This window comes from Hymenobacter bucti (assembly GCF_042681145.1).
GTDB classification, from domain to species: Bacteria; Bacteroidota; Bacteroidia; order Cytophagales; family Hymenobacteraceae; genus Hymenobacter; species Hymenobacter bucti.
Window position 1 is genome coordinate 687261 of sequence record NZ_JBHUFD010000001.1, and the last position, 19797, is coordinate 707057.

20 protein-coding genes are annotated in these 19797 nt (G+C 54.9%); all 20 read left to right on the plus strand.

Features of this window, described 5'->3' with window-relative positions; all coding sequences use genetic code 11:
• Window positions 1-29 precede the first annotated feature (29 nt).
• The 20 genes from secE (at window position 30) to rplV (ending at window position 19795) form a co-directional block, all read left to right on the plus strand.
• Window positions 30-227, plus strand: coding sequence for a preprotein translocase subunit SecE (secE, locus tag ACFSDX_RS02710; RefSeq protein ID WP_382311659.1), 198 nt, complete (start codon window positions 30-32; stop codon window positions 225-227).
• Between the two features lie 12 nt (window positions 228-239).
• Entirely contained in the window at window positions 240-797 is a 558-nt protein-coding gene (nusG, locus tag ACFSDX_RS02715; protein WP_382311660.1) for a transcription termination/antitermination protein NusG, read from the plus strand.
• A 116-nt stretch (window positions 798-913) separates the two neighbouring features.
• Window positions 914-1357: a 50S ribosomal protein L11 gene (rplK, locus tag ACFSDX_RS02720; RefSeq protein ID WP_382311661.1), complete on the plus strand. Its 444-nt coding sequence runs from the start codon at window positions 914-916 to the stop codon at window positions 1355-1357.
• A gap of 20 nt (window positions 1358-1377) precedes the next feature.
• Window positions 1378-2076 (plus strand): 50S ribosomal protein L1, encoded by a 699-nt coding sequence (gene rplA / locus ACFSDX_RS02725; RefSeq protein WP_382311662.1) that lies wholly within the window; start codon window positions 1378-1380, stop codon window positions 2074-2076.
• Window positions 2077-2092: 16 nt separating this feature from the next.
• Window positions 2093-2647 carry a 50S ribosomal protein L10 gene (gene rplJ, locus ACFSDX_RS02730; RefSeq protein WP_382311663.1) on the plus strand — a complete coding sequence of 185 codons (555 nt, stop codon included), beginning with the start codon at window positions 2093-2095 and terminating at the stop codon, window positions 2645-2647.
• Between the two features lie 62 nt (window positions 2648-2709).
• Window positions 2710-3090 (plus strand): 50S ribosomal protein L7/L12, encoded by a 381-nt coding sequence (gene rplL, locus ACFSDX_RS02735; protein WP_382311664.1) that lies wholly within the window; start codon window positions 2710-2712, stop codon window positions 3088-3090.
• Between the two features lie 423 nt (window positions 3091-3513).
• Window positions 3514-7380: a DNA-directed RNA polymerase subunit beta gene (gene rpoB / locus ACFSDX_RS02740; RefSeq protein WP_382312317.1), complete on the plus strand. Its 3867-nt coding sequence runs from the start codon at window positions 3514-3516 to the stop codon at window positions 7378-7380.
• Window positions 7381-7675: 295 nt separating this feature from the next.
• Window positions 7676-12031, plus strand: coding sequence for a DNA-directed RNA polymerase subunit beta' (gene rpoC / locus ACFSDX_RS02745; protein ID WP_382311665.1), 4356 nt, complete (start codon window positions 7676-7678; stop codon window positions 12029-12031).
• A gap of 72 nt (window positions 12032-12103) precedes the next feature.
• Complete coding sequence (locus tag ACFSDX_RS02750) at window positions 12104-12343, plus strand: hypothetical protein (RefSeq protein ID WP_382311666.1); 240 nt, start codon at window positions 12104-12106, stop codon at window positions 12341-12343.
• A gap of 8 nt (window positions 12344-12351) precedes the next feature.
• Complete coding sequence (locus tag ACFSDX_RS02755; RefSeq protein ID WP_144846832.1) at window positions 12352-12678, plus strand: DUF3467 domain-containing protein; 327 nt, start codon at window positions 12352-12354, stop codon at window positions 12676-12678.
• 133 nt (window positions 12679-12811) lie between these two features.
• Window positions 12812-13243, plus strand: a complete 432-nt coding sequence (gene rpsL / locus ACFSDX_RS02760) for a 30S ribosomal protein S12 (RefSeq protein WP_068340417.1) — start codon at window positions 12812-12814, stop codon at window positions 13241-13243.
• Window positions 13244-13337: 94 nt separating this feature from the next.
• Window positions 13338-13805, plus strand: coding sequence for a 30S ribosomal protein S7 (gene rpsG, locus ACFSDX_RS02765; RefSeq protein WP_133656894.1), 468 nt, complete (start codon window positions 13338-13340; stop codon window positions 13803-13805).
• A gap of 110 nt (window positions 13806-13915) precedes the next feature.
• Complete coding sequence (gene fusA, locus ACFSDX_RS02770) at window positions 13916-16057, plus strand: elongation factor G (protein WP_382311667.1); 2142 nt, start codon at window positions 13916-13918, stop codon at window positions 16055-16057.
• 48 nt (window positions 16058-16105) lie between these two features.
• Window positions 16106-16411 carry a 30S ribosomal protein S10 gene (rpsJ, locus tag ACFSDX_RS02775; protein WP_068340426.1) on the plus strand — a complete coding sequence of 102 codons (306 nt, stop codon included), beginning with the start codon at window positions 16106-16108 and terminating at the stop codon, window positions 16409-16411.
• Window positions 16412-16641: 230 nt separating this feature from the next.
• A complete protein-coding gene (rplC, locus tag ACFSDX_RS02780; protein ID WP_382311668.1) occupies window positions 16642-17262 on the plus strand; it encodes a 50S ribosomal protein L3 in 621 nt (206 codons plus the stop codon).
• A 19-nt stretch (window positions 17263-17281) separates the two neighbouring features.
• Complete coding sequence (gene rplD, locus ACFSDX_RS02785; protein WP_382311669.1) at window positions 17282-17938, plus strand: 50S ribosomal protein L4; 657 nt, start codon at window positions 17282-17284, stop codon at window positions 17936-17938.
• Window positions 17938-18225 carry a 50S ribosomal protein L23 gene (gene rplW / locus ACFSDX_RS02790; RefSeq protein WP_068340438.1) on the plus strand — a complete coding sequence of 96 codons (288 nt, stop codon included), beginning with the start codon at window positions 17938-17940 and terminating at the stop codon, window positions 18223-18225. The genes rplD and rplW overlap by 1 nt, the downstream gene beginning before the upstream one ends.
• A gap of 33 nt (window positions 18226-18258) precedes the next feature.
• Complete coding sequence (gene rplB / locus ACFSDX_RS02795; protein WP_133656901.1) at window positions 18259-19086, plus strand: 50S ribosomal protein L2; 828 nt, start codon at window positions 18259-18261, stop codon at window positions 19084-19086.
• Between the two features lie 3 nt (window positions 19087-19089).
• Entirely contained in the window at window positions 19090-19368 is a 279-nt protein-coding gene (gene rpsS / locus ACFSDX_RS02800) for a 30S ribosomal protein S19 (protein ID WP_068340444.1), read from the plus strand.
• Between the two features lies 1 nt (window position 19369).
• The gene (gene rplV / locus ACFSDX_RS02805; protein ID WP_382311670.1) at window positions 19370-19795 is read left to right on the plus strand and encodes a 50S ribosomal protein L22; all 426 of its coding nucleotides are present in this window, start codon (window positions 19370-19372) and stop codon (window positions 19793-19795) included.
• The last annotated feature ends 2 nt before the right edge of the window (window positions 19796-19797 follow it).

The following is a 19797-nucleotide window of genomic DNA, read 5'->3' on the forward strand; positions in this document are numbered from 1 at the left end:
TTTTACGCCGGTACCGGCTTGATTGCGACATGGCTAAGCTGAACAACTATTTCCGCGATACCATCGAGGAAATGCGTTACAACGTAACGTGGCCCTCGACCACCGAGCTGCAAAAGAGCGCCGGCCTGGTACTCCTTGGTTCCCTGGTATTCGCGGCCGTAGTTGGCGTGATGGATGTGAGCTTCAACAAAGCTCTTGACGCATTCTACCAGTCTTTCGCTCGCTAGGTTTTACGAAGAATGGCAGAGCTAAAATGGTACGTGGTGCGCTCGGTGAGCGGCCAAGAAAAGAAGGCTAAGACCTACATGGAGACCGAAATCGGTCGCCACAACTTGCAGGCCTTGCTTCCGCAGGTGCTGATTCCGGTGGAGAAGGTTTTCGAGATGCGTAACGGCAAAAAGCGCGTGCGCGAGCGGAATCTGTATCCCGGTTACATCATCATCCACTCGGATTTGACGCACGGCGAGGTGCAGAACATCATCACCTCGACGCCTGGGGTAATTGGTTTCTTGGGCGACAAAGAAACCAAAACGACCAACGCCAAGCCGGTTCCGCTGTCTTTGACCGAAGTAAACCGCTTGCTAGGGGTAGTAGACGAGGCCGAAGAGAAATCAGCCGAAATCGAAACTCCTTTCACGGTGGGCGAACTGGTGAAGGTTATCGATGGCCCGTTCAACGGCTTCAGCGGCAACGTTAACGAAGTATTTGAAGAGCGTAAGAAACTCAACGTTATCGTGAAAATTTTTGGCCGCGCCCAGCCCGTAGAGCTGAGCTACACGCAGGTCGAGAAAGAGTAACAAAAATATACGTCGTCTGATATCCACTCCGGTCAGGCGGGGCTTCCACACAGGAGTATTATCTGAACTGAGGTTGACGCGAGTTACGTCACGCCAATCCCAGCTTTATTAACCAAATGGCCAAAGAAATTAGAGGTTACCTGAAACTTCAGGTAAAGGGAGGCTCCGCGAACCCCGCGCCGCCGATTGGACCTGCGCTTGGTAGTAAAGGCTTGAATATCATGGAGTTTTGCAAGCAGTTCAACGCTCGCACCCAGGATAAAGCTGGCCAAATCTGCCCCGTCCTGATTACGATGTACACGGATAAGTCTTTTGACTTTGTCATCAAGACTCCTCCGGTACCGGTTCTCCTGATGGATGCCGCTAAGTTGCAGGCTGGCTCGAAAGAGCCTAACCGTAACAAAGTGGGTTCGGTAACGTGGGACCAGGTTCGTACCATCGCCGAAACCAAAATGCCCGACTTGAACGCTTTCAAAGTGGAGTCGGCCATGAAGCAAGTAGCCGGTACGGCTCGCAGCATGGGTATCACCGTAAAGGGCGACTCGCCTTTTGCTGAATAACTAACCGGAGGACATACACAATGGCAGCAATCAGCAAAAAGCGCAAGGAAGCCCTTGCCAAATTCGACCTAACGCAGGTACGCAGCCTGCTCGAAGCCGCGCAAGTAGTGAAGGACATTACCTTCACGAAGTTCGACGCTTCGGTTGACATCGACGTACGCCTCGGCGTAGACCCCCGCAAAGCCGACCAAATGGTGCGTGGTGTAGCCACCCTGCCCCACGGCACTGGCAAAGTCGTTCGCGTTCTGGCCCTCGTGCCCGCCGATAAAGAAGCCGAAGCTACCGCAGCTGGCGCTGACTTCGTTGGTTTGGACGACTACATCGCTAAAATCGAGAAAGGCTGGACCGATATCGACGTGATTATCACCATGCCGTCGGTAATGGCGAAAGTTGGCCGCTTGGGTCGTGTACTGGGCCCCCGTGGCCTGATGCCGAACCCGAAGTCGGGCACCGTAACCACCGACGTAGCCAAGGCTGTGCAAGAAGTGAAAGCTGGTAAAATCGACTTCAAAGTTGACAAAACCGGTATCATTCACTGCTCGGTAGGTAAAGTTTCGTTCGACCCGACTAAGTTGGCTGAGAATGCGCTGGAAGTAATCCAGACGCTCGGTCGCCTTAAGCCGTCTTCGTCGAAAGGTACCTACATCCGTAGCATCACCTTGAGCAGCACCATGTCGCCCGGCGTACCGGTAGACAGCACGGTTTCTTCCGCTAGCTAATTAACATCAACCAACCATGAATCGGGAAGAAAAACAAGCCCTCGTGGATGAGTTGAGCGAGAAGTTCCAGTCGCACAACGCATTCTATATTGCCGATGCCTCGGGCATGTCGGTAGCGAAAATCAACGACTTCCGTCGTCTATGCTACACCCGTGGCATGGAGTTCAAAGTCTACAAAAACTCGTTCATCCGCAAAGCTCTCGACACCCTCGGTGGCGACACTTCGGAGATGGACGAAGCGCTGAAAGGCCAGTCGGGTGTTTTGTTCTCGAAAGAGAGCGGCAACGCACCCGCCAAGCTGCTCAAGGACTTCTACAAAGCGCAGGCCTACGGCCGTGGCGTGACGCCGAAGCCCGCGCTGAAAGGTGCTTTCGTTGACTCCAGCATCTACATCGGTGCTGACCAGCTCGAAGGCCTCACCACCGTTAAAGGCAAGCAGGAACTGATTGGTGAACTCATCGGCCTGTTGCAATCGCCCGCCAAAAACGTTATCTCTGCTCTGTCGAGCGGCGGCAACAAACTGGCTGGCATCCTCAAAACGCTTTCCGAAAAAGAAGAAGCTGCTGGCTAACCGCTGCTCATCCTTTTCAACTTTCAATTTTCAACACAACCTTTTTTTAATAATCTACAGAAATGGCAGATTTGAAAGCCTTCGCTGAGCAGCTTGTTAGCCTCACCGTTAAAGAAGTAAACGAACTCGCAGGCATCCTGAAGGATGAGTACGGCATTGAGCCCGCTGCTGCTGCTCCCGTAATGATGGCTGGTGGAGGCGGTGCTGCTGCTGCTGAAGCTCCCGAGGAGAAGACTACGTTTGACGTAATCCTGAAAGCTGCTGGCGGTGCTAAACTGCAGGTAGTGAAGCTGGTGAAAGACCTGACCGGTCTGGGCCTGAAAGAGGCTAAAGAACTGGTTGATGGTGCTCCCAAGCCCCTGAAAGAAGGCATCACCAAGGACGAAGCCGAAGCACTGAAGAAGCAGCTTGAAGAAGCTGGCGCTGAAGTAGAAGTTAAGTAGGTTCGCCTACGGGCTTGCTCCCGACTCGGATTAGGCCTGGCACTTAGCCAGGTCTTTTCCTGTTTGTAGGAGAATAAGTTACCTTTTGCAACTCAAAGCTTTTGCTTTTGGTTGTCTTACGTTAGCAGTTTTCTTCTTCTATCATTCCGCATGGAGCGAAGCAAAATACGAGGACCTTATCACGTTACTAGTCGCAAGAGTTTCGGACTCATCTGACAATCAACGTGGTAAGGTCCTTTGCTGCGCTCAACACGCCTGAGTTTGTCTGAAGGCTTTTACCGTAGGTGCAGGTGTAAAAGCAACCTTCCAGACTTAGGTTGATAAAAGAGTTAACTCGCGTAACTATACTAGCTTACGTGTACATTTTTAAAACCTTTCCAATTGGCTACACCGCAAGCAACTGAGGCCGCCGAAGTCAAACACCTGACTGGGGCCAGTGAGCGAATTAATTTCGCCAAGATTAGAAAAGTTATCGAGTACCCGGACTTTCTGGACGTGCAAGTGCAGTCGTTCCAAGAGTTCTTTCAGCTCGAAACGGCCGCTTCTAGCCGGACCAATGAAGGCTTGTTCAAGGTATTTGCCGAGAACTTTCCGATTTCGGACTCGCGCGAAAACTTCGTGCTGAACTTTATCGATTATCACGTTGACCCACCGAAATACACGGTGGATGAGTGCATTGACCGCGGCCTGACTTACGCAGTGCCACTGAAGGCCAAATTGCAGCTCATTTGCAACGACAAGGACAACGAAGACTTCCAGACGATTGAGCAGGAAGTGTTCTTGGGCAACATTCCGTACATGACGGAAAAGGGCTCGTTTGTTATCAACGGTGCCGAGCGCGTTATCGTATCGCAGCTGCATCGTTCGCCGGGCGTGTTCTTTGCCCAGAGCAAGCACACCAACGGCACGAAGCTGTATTCGGCCCGGATTATCCCGTTCAAAGGCTCGTGGATTGAGTTTGCCACGGACGTGAACAACGTGATGTACGCCTACATCGACCGGAAGAAGAAGTTTCCGGTTACGACGCTGCTGCGCGCCATCGGTTACGGCACGGATAAGGACATTCTGGACCTGTTCGGCTTGAGCGAAGAGCTTAAGGCTGATAAGAAAACTCTCAAAAAGGCTGTGGGCCGCAAGCTCGCCGCCCGGGTGCTCCGCACCTGGACGGAAGACTTCGTGGACGAGGATACCGGCGAGGTAGTTTCTATCGACCGGAACGAAGTGTTGCTGGAGCGTGACTCGATTATCGAGGAAGCTGACATCGACACTATCGTGGAGGCTGGTGCCAAGTCGGTTATCCTGCACAAGGAGAATGTGAACATTGCGGATTTCGCAATCATTTACAACACCTTGCAGAAGGACAACTCGAACTCAGAGAAAGAAGCGGTTGAGCAGATTTACCGTCAGCTCCGTAACACGGAGGCTCCTGACGAAGAGACTGCGCGTGATATCATCCAGAAGCTGTTCTTCTCGGACAAGCGCTACGACCTTGGGGAAGTAGGCCGCTACCGGATTAACAAGAAGCTGCAGATTGACATGGCGCAACAGTCGCGGGTGTTGACCAATCAGGACATCGTGCTGATTGTGAAGTACCTGATTGGCTTGATTAACTCAAAGGCCATTGTCGATGACATTGACCACTTGAGCAATCGTCGTGTACGCACGGTAGGGGAGCAGCTCTACGCCCAGTTCGGCGTGGGCCTGGCCCGCATGGCGCGTACCATTAAGGAGCGCATGAACGTGCGTGACAACGAGGACTTCAAGCCGGTTGACCTGATTAATGCCCGCACGCTTTCGAGCGTGATTAATTCGTTCTTCGGCACCAACCAGCTGTCGCAGTTCATGGACCAGACCAACCCGTTAGCCGAGGTGACGCACAAGCGTCGTGTATCGGCGCTCGGGCCAGGAGGTCTGTCGCGTGAGCGCGCTGGCTTTGAGGTACGTGACGTGCACTACACGCACTACGGTCGTCTTTGCACTATTGAAACGCCGGAAGGCCCGAACATCGGTCTGATTTCGTCGCTTTGCGTGCACGCTCGCGTGAACTCGATGGGCTTCATCGAAACGCCTTATCGCACGGTGAAATCCGGCTCGGTGGACATGAGCTCGAATGTGAAGTTCCTGACCGCAGAGGAAGAGGATACGCACCACATCGCGCAGGCTAACTCGCTGCTCAATAACGACGGCCAGATGACGCAGACGCTGGTGAAAGGCCGTTTTGAAGGTGACTTCCCGGTCGTTGGACCGGAAGAGTACACTTACATGGACGTGGCCCCGAACCAGATTGTATCGGTAGCTGCTTCGTTGATTCCGTTCCTGGAGCACGATGACGCCAACCGTGCGCTCATGGGCTCGAACATGCAGCGCCAGGCAGTGCCGCTGCTCCGCCCCGAAGCCCCGATTGTGGGCACGGGTCTGGAAGGCCGCACGGCTATCGACTCGCGCTCGCTCATCATTGCCGAAGGCGATGGCTACGTGGACTCGGTCGATGCGAACCGCATCATCATTAAGTACGACCTGAACGAGGACGAACTGTCGGTAAGCTTTGACGCGGACCGCAAGACGTACAGCCTCATCAAGTTCCGCCGCACCAACCAGGACACTTGCCTCAACCTCACGCCGCTCGTTAAAAACGGCGAGCGTGTGACCAAAGGTCAGGTGCTTTGCGAAGGCTACGGCACGAACAAAGGTGAGCTGGCCCTAGGTCGCAACATGCAGGTAGCCTTTATGCCTTGGCAGGGTTACAACTTCGAGGATGCCATCGTCATCTCGGAGCGCGTGGTACGCGACGACATTTTCACTTCGATTCACATCGAGGAGTTTGAGCTGGAAGTGCGCGAGACCAAGCGCGGCGAAGAAGAGCTGACCTCGGAGATTCCGAACGTAAGCGAAGAAGCCGTGCGTAACCTCGACGACAACGGCATCATCCGCCTAGGTGCGGAGGTGAAGGAAGGCGACATCCTCATCGGCAAGATTACGCCGAAGGGCGAAACCGACCCGACTCCGGAAGAGAAGCTGCTCCGCGCCATCTTCGGTGACAAAGCCGGCGATGTGAAGGATGCTTCGCTTAAGGCGCCGCCCTCCCTCAACGGGGTGGTTATTGGCACCAAGCTATTCTCGCGTCCTAAGAAGGACAAGAACCTGCGTGCCAAGTCGAAGAAGGAAGTTGAAGACCTGAAAGAAGGCTACGCCCGCGATTTGCGCGGCGTGAAGGCTATCATGATTGATAAGCTGGTAGGCTTGCTGGAAGGCAAAACTTCGCAGGGTATCAAGCACCGTTTCGGTGACGACGTACTGACGAAAGGTGTGAAATTCAACCGGAAGAACATCAGCGAAGCGCTGTTCCCCGACAAGAACGCCTACCGTGACGAGAGCAACTACGCAGTGCCGGAAGAGGTGAATCTCTTCAAGGACCTGCAGCTCGACCACTGGACTGCCGACAACCGCGTGAACGAGCTGTTGCAACAGCTCATCAAGAACTACGCGAAGCGTCGCAACACCATCACTGCACGCTTCAAGCGCGACCGCTTCACGCTGGAAGTAGGTGATGAATTGCCCGCTGGCATCGTGCAGCTTGCCAAGGTTTACATCGCCAAGAAGCGTAAGCTGAAGGTGGGTGATAAAATGGCCGGTCGCCACGGTAACAAAGGCGTGGTAGCCCGCATCGTGCGCGATGAGGACATGCCTTTCCTGCCCGACGGCACGCCAATGGACATCGTCCTGAACCCCCTAGGTGTACCAAGCCGGATGAACATCGGTCAGATTTACGAGACCGTACTTGGTTGGGCTGGTCTGAAATTGGGTCGCACCTACGCTACCCCGATTTTCGACGGTGCTACCGAAGACGAAGTTGCTAAGGAACTGACTGCAGCTGACCTCCCCGATTGGGGCCGGGCTTACCTGTACGATGGCTTGAGCGGCGACCGCTTCGACCAGCCGGTGACCGTGGGTGTGATTTACATGCTCAAACTAGGTCACTTGGTTGACGACAAGATGCACGCTCGTTCCATCGGGCCGTACTCGCTCATCACACAGCAGCCGCTGGGTGGTAAGGCGCAGTTCGGTGGTCAGCGTTTCGGCGAGATGGAAGTGTGGGCGCTGGAAGCCTTCGGGGCTGCTAACGTGCTGCAAGAAATCTTGACCATCAAGTCGGATGACGTGGTAGGTCGTGCCAAGGCATATGAAGCCATTGTAAAAGGCGACAACTTGCCCAAGCCGAATATCCCCGAGTCGTTCAACGTACTTATCCACGAGCTCCGTGGTCTGGCGTTGGAGATTTCGCTGGACTAAGTAATGTGCCGGAGTTGGTTGCCCTAGGTAGCCAACTCCGGTATAAATGCTGCCTAGGGTACCTAGTAGTTATAAAGAATAGGTGAGGCGCCGCCGATACGAAACAGCTATCCCGAGACAGGTCAGGGTAGTAAAAGGAATCGGGCGCTTATAGATAGTGAGAACTTAAGGCCTGACGAAAAACTACTGCGCGGCGTACCTGTCCGACCTGTAGAGCACTTTTCGTAGCGTCGAACTGTTAGAAGATACTCTAACAGCTAAAAGCCAAACAGCTAACAGCTAATAAATCAACCTAATGGCTTTCGCAAAAAACAAGAAGTTAGTACAGGACTTCTCGAAGGTTACTATCTCGTTGGCTTCGCCGGAAGGAATTCTGGAGCGTAGCACGGGCGAGGTAGTAAAGCCGGAAACGATTAACTACCGCACCTACAAGCCCGAGATGGGTGGCTTGTTCTGCGAGCGGATTTTCGGCCCGGTGAAGGACTGGGAGTGCCATTGCGGCAAATACAAGCGCATCCGCTACAAGGGCATCATTTGCGACCGTTGCGGCGTGGAGGTGACCGAGAAGAAGGTGCGCCGTGAGCGCATGGGCCACATCGAACTGGTGGTGCCCGTAGCCCACATCTGGTACTTCAAGAGCCTGCCGAACAAAATCGGCTACTTGCTGGGCTTGCCCACCAAGAAGCTCGACCAGATTATCTACTACGAGCGCTACGTAGTGGTGCAGCCTGGCGTGCAAGCCGAAGAAGGTGTGCAGCAGCTCGACTTCCTCACGGAGGATGAGTACCTGGACATCATTGACAAGCTGCCCCGCGAAAACCAAATGCTACCCAACGATGACCCGCAAAAGTTCATCGCCAAAATGGGTGCCGACGCGCTGCAAATGCTGCTCGAGCGCATCAACCTTGACGAACTGAGCTACTCGCTCCGCGACTCGGCTGCGCACGAGACCTCGCAGCAGCGTAAGGCGGAAGCCTTGAAGCGTCTGCGCGTAGTAGAAGCTTTCCGCGATGCCGCTACCCGCGTGGAAAACCGCCCCGAGTGGATGGTAATCCGCATGGTGCCGGTGATTCCGCCCGAACTGCGTCCGCTGGTGCCGTTGGATGGTGGCCGTTTCGCTACCTCCGACTTGAACGACTTGTACCGCCGCGTTATCATCCGCAACAACCGCCTCAAGCGCCTGATTGAAATCAAAGCGCCCGAGGTGATTCTGCGGAACGAAAAGCGTATGCTGCAAGAGGCCGTCGATTCGCTCTTCGACAACTCGCGTAAGGTGAACGCCGTGCGCGCCGAAGGTAACCGCGCCCTGAAGTCGCTGTCCGATATGCTGAAAGGCAAGCAGGGCCGCTTCCGTCAGAACCTGCTCGGTAAGCGGGTCGACTACTCGGGTCGTTCGGTAATCGTCGTGGGTCCTGAGCTGAAGCTGCATGAGTGCGGCCTGCCCAAGAACATGGCGGCCGAGCTGTTCAAGCCGTTCATCATCCGCAAGCTCATCGAGCGCGGTATCGTGAAAACTGTGAAGTCGGCTAAGAAAATCGTGGACCGCAAGGACGCCGTGGTATGGGACATCCTGGAGAATGTGCTGAAAGGCCACCCAGTATTGCTTAACCGGGCTCCTACGCTGCACCGCTTGGGTATCCAGGCGTTCCAGCCGCGCCTCATCGAGGGCAAGGCTATCCAACTGCACCCGCTCGTTTGTACGGCCTTCAACGCTGACTTTGACGGTGACCAGATGGCTGTGCACGTGCCCCTCGGGCCGGCCGCTATCCTGGAGGCCTCGATGCTAATGCTGGCGTCGCACAACATCCTGAACCCCGCCAACGGCGCGCCCATCGCGGTACCGTCGCAGGACATGGTTCTGGGCTTGTACTACGTGACCAAGGGCAAGCGCTCGACGGACGAAGAGAAAATCCAAGGCGAAGGCCGGACGTTCTACTCGGACGAAGAGGTCGTGATTGCGCTCAACGAGAAGCAACTGTCGAAGCACGCTTACATCAAGGTGAAAACTATGGTGCGCGATGCCAACGACGATTTGGTGCCAAAAATTATTGAAACCGTAGCCGGCCGCGTGCTCTTCAACCAGCTCGTGCCCAAGGAAGTAGGTTTCGTGGATGAACTGCTGACGAAGAAGAAGCTTCAGCAAATCATCTCGATGGTATTCAAGCGTACGGGCATGGCCCGCACGGCGGCTTTCCTCGATGACATCAAGACCCTAGGGTTCCAGTCGGCCTACAAAGGCGGCTTGAGCATGGGTCTGGGCGATATCCAGATTCCGAAAGAGAAAGATGTACTCATCAAGCAGGCGCAAGCTGAAGTAGCTGCCGTAACGCAGAACTACCAGATGGGTCTGATTACGAACAACGAACGCTATAACGCGGTAATCGACGTTTGGACACGCATCAACTCGCAGATTACGGAGACGCTGATGGGTCGCCTCGAAAAGGAGAACCAGGGCTTCAACTCCATCTACATGATGATGCACTCGGGCGCCCGTGGCTCGCGCGAGCAGATTCGTCAGCTCGGCGGTATGCGTGGCCTGATGGCCAAGCCCCAAAAGTCGCTCCAAGGCTCGGTAGGCGAGATTATCGAAAACCCGATTCTGTCGAACTTCAAAGAAGGCCTTGACGTAATCGAGTACTTTATCTCGACTCACGGTGCGCGTAAAGGTCTGGCTGACACGGCTATGAAGACGGCTGACGCCGGCTACCTGACCCGTCGTCTGGTAGACGTTTCGCAGGACGTTATCGTGAACGAGCCGGATTGCGGCACGCTGCGCGGTACCGAAACCTTCGCGCTGAAGGACAACGAGGATATCGTGGAGCCGCTCTCCGAGCGTATCCTAGGTCGTACTAACGTGCACGATATCATCGACCCGCTGACCGAGGAGGTTATCCTGCTGGCTGGCTCGCAGATTACCGAAGAAATCACTCGTCGCATCGATGCTACTAGTATCGAGTCGGTAGAGATTCGCTCGGTACTGACTTGCGAAAGCAAGCGCGGTATCTGCGCCAAGTGCTACGGCCGTAACCTGGCCACTGGCCGCATGGTGCAGAAAGGTGAAGCCGTTGGTGTTATCGCTGCCCAGTCGATTGGCGAGCCCGGCACGCAGCTGACGCTCCGCACGTTCCACGTAGGTGGTACGGCATCGAACATCTCGGTAGAGCCAAACATCCGCGCCAAGTTCGCCGGTGTAGTTGAGTTCGAAGACATCCGTACCGTAGCTGGCGTAAACTCCGAAGGGGGCGAAACCAACGTGGTGATGGGTCGCTCGGGCGAAATTCGCATCGTGGAGAAAGGCACGGGTAAAGTGTTCATCTCGAATCACGTTCCCTACGGCTCGTTCCTGCTGGTGAAGGAAGGTACCGAGGTCGAGAAAGGCCAGGAACTCGTAAACTGGGACCCGTACAACGCCGTTATTTTGGCCGAGTTCGACGGTACCATCAAGTACGATGCCCTCACCGAAGGCATTACCTACCGCGAAGAGACCGACGAACAGACGGGCTTCCGCGAGAAAGTAATCATGGAGTCGAAAGACAAGGCGCAAAACCCGTCGGTCATCCTGATTCCGGCCAAAGGCGCTGATGCCGATGCCGACAAGTCGTACTCGATGCCGGTAGGCGCTCACTTGAATGTCGAGAACGGCACGAAAGTGAAAGCCGGCCACATTCTGGCGAAGATTCCGCGTGCCGTGGGCAAGACCCGCGACATTACGGGTGGTCTGCCCCGCGTAGTAGAGCTGTTCGAGGCCCGCAACCCGTCGAACCCGGCCGTAGTGTCGGAAATAGACGGTGTGGTAACCTACGGCTCGGTGAAGCGTGGTAACCGCGAAATCTTTGTGGAGTCGAAAGACGGCGTGAAGCGGAAGTACATGGTGCCACTGTCGAAGTTTATCCTGGTGCAGGACAACGACTTCGTACGCGCCGGTGCCCCGCTCTCCGATGGTGCTATCACCCCGAGCGATATCCTGAACATTCAGGGTCCGAGCTCGGTGCAGCAGTACCTAGTGAATGAGATTCAGGAAGTGTACCGCTTGCAGGGTGTGAAAATCAACGACAAGCACATTGAAGTTATCGTCCGCCAGATGATGCAGAAAGTGCTCGTAATGGACGCCGGCGATACCAGCTTCCTGGAGAATCAGATGGTTGATAAAGGTTCGCTCATGGAAGAGAACGATGTTATCATCGACATGAAAGTAGTAACTGACCCCGGCGACTCTTCGGAGTTGCGCGCTGGCCAGATTATCTCTTCCCGCAAGCTGCGCGATGAAAACTCGTCGCTCCGCCGCCGCGACCTCAAGCTGGCCGAAGTGCGCGACGCGCACCCCGCCGTGTCTAAGCCCACGCTGCAAGGCATCACGCAGGCTTCGCTGGGTACTGCTTCGTTCATCTCAGCCGCATCCTTCCAGGAGACGACCAAGGTGCTAAGCGAAGCCGCTATCCGTGGCAAAGCCGACGAACTGCTGGGCCTGAAGGAGAACGTGATTGTCGGCCACCTCATCCCTGCCGGTACTGGCCTCCGCGAGTACCAGGGCATCGAGGTTTCCTCAAAAGAGGATTTGGCCGCTCGCCAGAGCGCCCAGGCCGCCGAGCCCGCCGCCCCCGCCAAGCGCGCCTCGCGTGCCAAGCGCGAGACGACGACCGTGCAGGACTAACGATTGATGTAGGTTTGTAAGAGAAACCCCGGCTAGCGTCAGCTAGTCGGGGTTTTTTGTTTCTTTGTCAGTATGAAGAAATTTGGCTATTTCATCCTCATTGCTAGTGGGGTCTGGTTAATACTCTATCAGGCTATTGTATGGGTTTTGTACACCGTTAATAAAAGTGCCCATCAGGAAAGTGCGGACCCTAGCGAACTAGAATATCTGAATTATCTTGTCTCTCTTCTAACCATCGTAGTATCACTGTTCACTGTTTTTGCGAGTGCAAAGCAATTGAAGCTTTTAGGCAGAACTGCAAAAGCAAAATAGTTAGACCAATGCAACCATCCCAACCCCAAAACCCCGACCCGAACGCGCTCAACATTGAGCTAAGCGAAGAGATAGCCGAAGGTGAATACGCCAACCTGGCCCTGATTGCGCATAGTACCAGTGAGTTTGTGGTGGACTTCATCCGCATGATGCCTGGCGTGCCCAAGGCGAAGGTGAAAGCTCGCATTGTGCTCACGCCCGAGCACGCCAAGCGGCTGCTGTCAGCACTGGAAGAGAACATCCAGCGCTTTGAGCAGAGCTACGGCCCCATCAAGTTGCACCAAGAAACGCCGAGCTATCCGATGAACTTCGGCGGAGCGGTAGGGGAGGCCTAGGGTGCTGTTTACTAAAAGACTCAATGCTGGAAGATTAACTTTTTCAGCAAGTTTGCTATTGCCAAAGTAATTTCTTACCTTTGCAGGCCTGAAAATTCTGGGGGCAAACGGCTCCCGTTCAACCAATCGCTAAATGCCAACCATCAACCAACTCGTACGGAAAGGTCGGGAAGCTTTGACTACCAAGTCGAAGTCGCCTGCTCTTGATTCGTGCCCGCAGCGTCGGGGCGTATGCACTCGCGTGTATACCACCACGCCTAAGAAGCCGAACTCGGCTATGCGCAAAGTGGCCCGTGTGCGCCTTACCAACGGTAAGGAAGTAAACGCATACATTCCCGGTGAAGGCCACAACCTCCAAGAGCACAGCATTGTGCTCATTCGCGGAGGCCGGGTAAAAGACCTGCCAGGTGTTCGTTACCACATCATCCGTGGTGCCCTCGATACCGCCGGCGTAAGCGGTCGTTTGCAGCGTCGTTCAAAATACGGCGCCAAGCGTCCGAAGCCCGGCCAGCCTGCAGCAGCGGCAGGCAAAGGTGGCAAAGGCGCACCCGCTAAGAAGAAGTAATTTATTAGTTGTCAGTTGCTGGCTAGCTATCCGCCGAGTTATTAAGCTCAGCGCCCGGCTAGTCAGCAGCTAACAACTGACAACTATATAAACCATGCGCAAGTCAAAACCTAAAAAGCGTATCCTCCTGCCGGACCCCAAGTTCAAGGAGACGCTCGTAACCCGCTTCGTCAACTACATGATGTATGACGGGAAGAAAAACCTGGCCTACACCATTTTCTACGATGCCGTAGAGCAAGTGGAGACCCGCACCAAGGAAAGCGGCCTCGAAATGTGGCGCAAAGCGTTGAATAACGTGATGCCGACTGTAGAGGTTAAGAGCCGCCGCGTAGGTGGTGCTACCTTCCAGGTGCCGATTGAAGTGCGCGCCGACCGCCGCATTGCTGTTGGTTCGAAGTGGCTGATTCAGTATGCTCGTCGCCGTGGTGAGAAAACCATGAAAGACAAGCTGGCTGGCGAAATCATCGCTGCTGCTAAAGGTGAAGGTGCCGCCGTTAAGAAAAAGGACGACACCCACCGCATGGCCGAGGCCAACAAGGCCTTCTCGCACTTCCGTTTCTAATACATCGGGCGTTTAGCGGGTTGATGGGTTTAGATTGAATGTTTAGCCAGTTTTGGTTGTCTTCTCTCCTGAACTCATCAATCCGCTAACGCGCTAATTAACCCACCGTAATGGCAGTCAACAAAGAGCTACAATACCTGCGCAATATTGGCATCATGGCCCACATTGACGCGGGCAAGACGACCACTTCGGAGCGCATTCTGTATTACACCGGCAAAACCCACAAAATTGGGGAGGTGCACGACGGAGCTGCTACGATGGACTGGATGGAGCAGGAGCAGGAGCGCGGTATTACCATTACTTCGGCTGCTACGACTACTTTCTGGAACTACCCCACTGACGCGCAGGGCAACTCGATTCCCGACACGCACCAGTATAAAATTAACCTCATCGATACCCCCGGTCACGTTGACTTCACGGTGGAAGTAGAGCGCTCGCTGCGCGTGTTGGACGGTGCCGTGGCCCTGTTCTGCGCCGTATCGGGTGTAGAGCCGCAGTCGGAGACCGTATGGCGTCAGGCTGACAAGTATAGCGTTCCCCGCATTTGCTTCGTCAACAAGATGGACCGTGCCGGCGCTGACTTCTTCAAGGCAGTGGCCGAAATCAAGGATAAGCTCGGCGCTAACCCCGTGCCGCTGCAAATCCCGATTGGTGCTGAAGACACGTTCAAAGGCGTAGTTGACTTGCTCACTGGCAAAGCCATTGTGTGGGACGACTCGACCGAAGGCAAATCGTACAACGAAGTGCCGGTTCCCGAAGACCTCGTGGACACGGTAGCTGAGTGGCGCGAGAAGCTCATCGAGAGCGTAGCCGACTACGATGACACCTTGATGGAGAAATTCTTCGAGGACCCAGAAAGTATTACCCGCGAAGAAATGATGGTCGTTATCCGCAAAGCGGTAATCGACATGAAGTTCTCGCCCGTATTGTGTGGCTCGGCCTTCAAAAACAAGGGTGTACAGACGATGCTGGATGCCGTAATGGCCTACCTACCATCGCCCCTCGACATGCCCGCCATCATCGGTACCAACCCCGATAACGGCGAGGAAATTGAGCGTCACCCCGACAATACGGAGCCTTTCACTGCTCTTGCGTTCAAAATCGCTACCGACCCCTACGTAGGCCGCTTGTGCTTCTTCCGCTGTTACAGCGGTGTGCTGAACGGTGGTTCGTACGTGCTGAACAACCGCACCGGCAAGAAGGAGCGTATTTCGCGCCTCATGCAGATGCACTCTAACAAGCAGAACCAAATCGACAGCATCCAAGCTGGTGATATTGCGGCTGGCGTTGGTTTCAAGGACATCAAAACGGGTGACACGCTCACCGATGAGAAGAACCCGCTGGTTCTTGAGTCGATGTCGTTCCCTGAGCCGGTAATCGGCTACGCTATCGAGCCGAAGACGCAGGCTGACGTTGACAAAATGGGTATGGCTATCGCCAAGCTCATCGAGGAAGACCCCACGCTACGCGTTAACACGGACGAGGAAACTGGCCAGACCATCCTGCGTGGTATGGGCGAGTTGCACCTTGAAATCATCATCGACCGGATGCGTCGGGAATTCAAAGTAGAAATCAACCAGGGTGCACCTCAGGTTGCCTACAAAGAAATCCTCACAAAGAAGGTTGACCACCGCGAGACGTACAAGAAGCAAACCGGTGGCCGCGGTAAATTCGGCGACATCGTGTTTGAACTTGGTCCGAAAGAGACTGAGCCCGAAAAGCCCGGTATGGAGTTCGACAACGCCATTGTAGGTGGTGTTATTCCCCGTGAATTCATCCAGCCCATCCAGAAGGGTTTTGAAGAAGCAATGAAGCGTGGTCCCCTCGCTGGCTTCCCCATCGAAACCATGAAGGTGCGCCTCTACCACGGCTCGTTCCACGACGTTGACTCAGACGCCCTGTCGTTCGAACTCGCTGCTCGTGACGGTTTCCGCGAAGCCGCCCGCAAGGCTGGTCCGAAACTGCTTGAGCCCATTATGGCTGTTGAAGTAGTTTGCCCTGACGAATACACGGGTCCCGTAACTGGTGACTTGAACCGTCGTCGCGGTTTGATGAAAGGTATGGACACAAAAGCCGGTGCTCAGATTATCAAAGCCGATGTGCCGCTGTCGGAACTGTTCGGCTACGTAACTGACCTACGCACGCTGTCGTCGGGCCGTGCTTCGGCTTCGCTCACTTTCTCGCACTACGAGACGGTGCCCACCAACATGGCTGAGGCCATCGTGGCCAAAACCAAAGGCACCCGCGCCTAGTATTATTTCAGCTTGTCACACCCTTGAGGCAATCGGCCTCTAAACACAATGAACCAGAAAATCAGAATCAAGCTGAAAAGCTACGACCACAACTTGGTCGATAAATCGGCCGAGAAAATCGTGAAAGCGGTTAAAGCGACCGGTGCTATTGTAAGTGGTCCCATTCCGTTGCCTACGGAGAAGGAGAAGTACACCGTACTGCGCTCGCCCCACGTGAATAAGAAGAGCCGGGAGCAATTCCAGCTTTGCACGTACAAGCGCTTGGTTGACATCTTCTCGACCAGCAGCAAGACGGTAGACGCGCTGATGAAGCTGGAACTGCCCAGCGGCGTTGACGTTGAAATTAAAGTGTGAGCCTAGTGCTTGAAGTAACAGAAAGCCCCGTTGGTTATTGGCCGGCGGGGCTTTTCGTTTAATACAGCTTAATGATATCATTTAGGAGAGGAGTGAGAGCTAAATGCCTCATTGCTACAATTATTTCTCCGCTACTCTGGTATTTCCCAGATATTCTCCCTACCTTTGCACTCCCTTAGCGAAAAGGCCACTCGGGCCTTTTCTTTTTGTGTCATTTAATATCCACTAGAATGCCTGGCATCATCGGTAAAAAAATCGGTATGACAAGCCTCTTCACTCCGGACGGGAAAAACATTCCCTGCACGCTCATCGAAGCGGGTCCGTGCGTAGTGACGCAGGTTAAAACTGTCGAAAACGACGGCTATAACGCTGTTCAGCTCGCTTATGGCGAGAAGAAGGCTAAACGTACTACTAAGGCCCTGGCTGGCCACTTCGCCAAAGCCAGCACCACCCCCAAGAAACGCCTCGTTGAGTTCCGCACCGACGACATCGCCACGTTCACGCTGGGCAGCACGGTTGAAACCACGCTGTTCGAAGAAGGTGAGTTTGTCGACGTAGTTGGTACCTCGAAAGGTAAAGGTTTCCAGGGTGTTGTAAAACGCTACAACTTCCAAGGCGTGGGTGGTCAAACCCACGGTCAGCACAACCGTCTGCGTCACCCCGGTTCTATCGGTGCGTGCTCTTGGCCTTCGCGCGTATTCAAAGGAATGCGCATGGGTGGCCGCATGGGTACCGACCGCGTCAAGATTCAGAACCTGAAGGTGATGCGTATTGTCGCTGACAAGAACCTGATTCTGGTAAGCGGCTCAGTGCCCGGTGCCAAGAATGGCTACGTGTTCCTAGAGAAATAACCTGCTAAGCTTACTAGAGATGGAACTGTCCGTATTCAATAGCAAAGGCGAAGACACCGGCCGCAAGGTTACGCTGTCCAACGCCGTGTTCGGCCACGAGCCGAACGAGCACGTCATGTACCTCGACGTGAAGCAGTACCTGGCCAACCAGCGCCAGGGTACGCACAAATCGAAGGAGCGCGCCGAAATCTCCCGTACAACCAAGAAACTGAAGAAGCAGAAAGGCACCGGTGGTGCTCGTGCTGGTTCGATGAAGTCGGGTGTGTTCGTTGGTGGTGGCCGCATGTTCGGTCCGCGCCCGCGTGACTACAGCTTCAAGCTGAACAAGAAAACCAAGCGTGTTGCGCGTCTGTCGGCCCTTTCGGTGCTGGCTCGCGAAGGCAAAGTTGCTCTGGTTGAAAACTTGGCGTTCAGCGCGCCCCGCACGAAGGACTTCGTGGCCGTTTTGGATGGCCTGAAGCTCAACAACGGTCGCAAGACCTTGTACGTGGCTGGCGAGGCTGCCGACAAAAACCTGCTCTTGAGCGCCCGCAACGTGCAAAAGGTGAAGATTTCGACCGCCGTGGGCCTCAACACCCACGACCTGCTGAACACCGACACCCTGCTCTTGAGCGAGGATGGCCTGCGTTCGCTGGAGCAACTGTATACCGAGACCGCTAATAACTCCGCCGAATAATGAGCACGCTAAAACGCCCCATTATCACCGAGAAGGCTACTAGCCTCACCGAAACCGGCCGCTACGTATTCGAAGTGGAACGCACGGCCAACAAGGTGCAGATTAAAAAAGACATCGAGCAGCTTTATGGCGTCACCGTGACCGGCATCAACACGATGCGCACGATTGGCAAAATCAAGTCGAAGGCTACCAAAGGTGGCCAGGTTTCGGGTCGTCGCGCTCATGGCAAAAAAGCCGTCGTGACCCTGAAGGACGGTGATATCATCGATTTCTACGGCAATATCTAATTGCCTTCGCCGCAAAAGCCCAACTAGCTAGTAATGGCACTTAAAAAACTCAGACCAACCACGCCAGGCCAACGCTTCCGCGTGGCCCCGGCCTTCGACGAGCTAACCACGTCGACGCCGGAGAAGTCGTTGCTGACCTCGCTCAAAAAGAGCGGCGGTCGTAACTCTTCGGGTAAAATGTCGAACCGCTACATCGGCGGTGGACACAAGACCCAGTATCGTATCGTGGACTTCAAGCGTGACAAAGCCGGTGTTCCGGCCACGGTGAAGACCATCGAGTACGACCCTAACCGTACCGCTCGTATTGCCTTGCTGCACTACGCCGACGGCGAGAAGCGCTACATCATCGCCCCCGCGGGCCTGAATGTAGATACCGTTATCGTATCGGGCCCCGGTGTAGCTCCCGAAGTTGGCAATGCCTTGCCGCTCCGCGAAATGCCCCTCGGTACTATCGTTCACAACATCGAGTTGCAGCCCGGTCAGGGTGCCGCTATCGCTCGCTCGGCTGGCACATATGCCCAGCTCGTGGCTCGTGAGGAGCGCTACGCTACCCTCAAGCTGCCTTCCGGCGAGATGCGCATGGTACTCGTTACCTGCACCGCCACGGTTGGTACGGTATCGAACGGTGACCACATGAACGTTGTGATGGGCAAAGCCGGTCGCAACCGTTGGGCTGGCCGTCGTCCCCGCGTTCGTGGTGTAGCCATGAACCCTGTTGACCACCCAATGGGTGGTGGTGAAGGTAAATCGTCGGGTGGTCACCCACGTAGCCGTAACGGTATCTTCGCTAAGGGTCAGAAGACCCGCAACAAGAACAAGTATTCTGAGAACCTGATTGTCAGCCGCAAAGGCAAGAAGTAATATATGGCACGTTCACTCAAAAAAGGGCCGTACATTGACTTCCGGCTCGAGAAGAAGGTAGAAGCGCTGGAAAGCGCTGGCAAAAAATCGGTGGTAAAGACTTGGTCGCGCCGCTCAATGATTTCGCCTGACTTCGTGGGTCACACCTTCGCAGTCCACAACGGGAACAAGTTCATCCCGGTCTATGTAACTGAAAACATGGTCGGCCACAAGCTCGGCGAGTTTGCGCCCACGCGCAACTTCCGTGGTCACGTCGCCAAAAAAGATAAAGGCAAGCGTTAAGATGGAAGCAGTAGCCAAACTCCGTAACGTGCCTACCTCGCCGCGCAAGATGCGCCTGGTAGCCAATCTGGTTCGCGGTAAGCGCGTAACCCAGGCCCTCGGTCTGCTTCGTTTCGAAGCCAACTCGGGTGCCGAGAAGGTTGAGAAGTTGCTTTTGTCGGCCTTGGCCAACTGGCAGCAGAAGAACCCCGAGGAGCGCATCGAAGACGCCAACCTTTGCATCACCGAGATTTCGGTGGACGAAGGACGTCAGCTGAAGCGTCTGCGCCCCGCCCCCCAGGGCCGTGGTCACCGCATCCGCAAGCGCTCGAACCACATCACGCTGACGGTTGGTCCGCAGCGTGAGTCGCAGATGTCGAAGAAAGAGCTGAATGCTCTAACTCGCCTCGCAGCTGCTACCCCCACTGAAACCCCCGCCAACGCTTAATC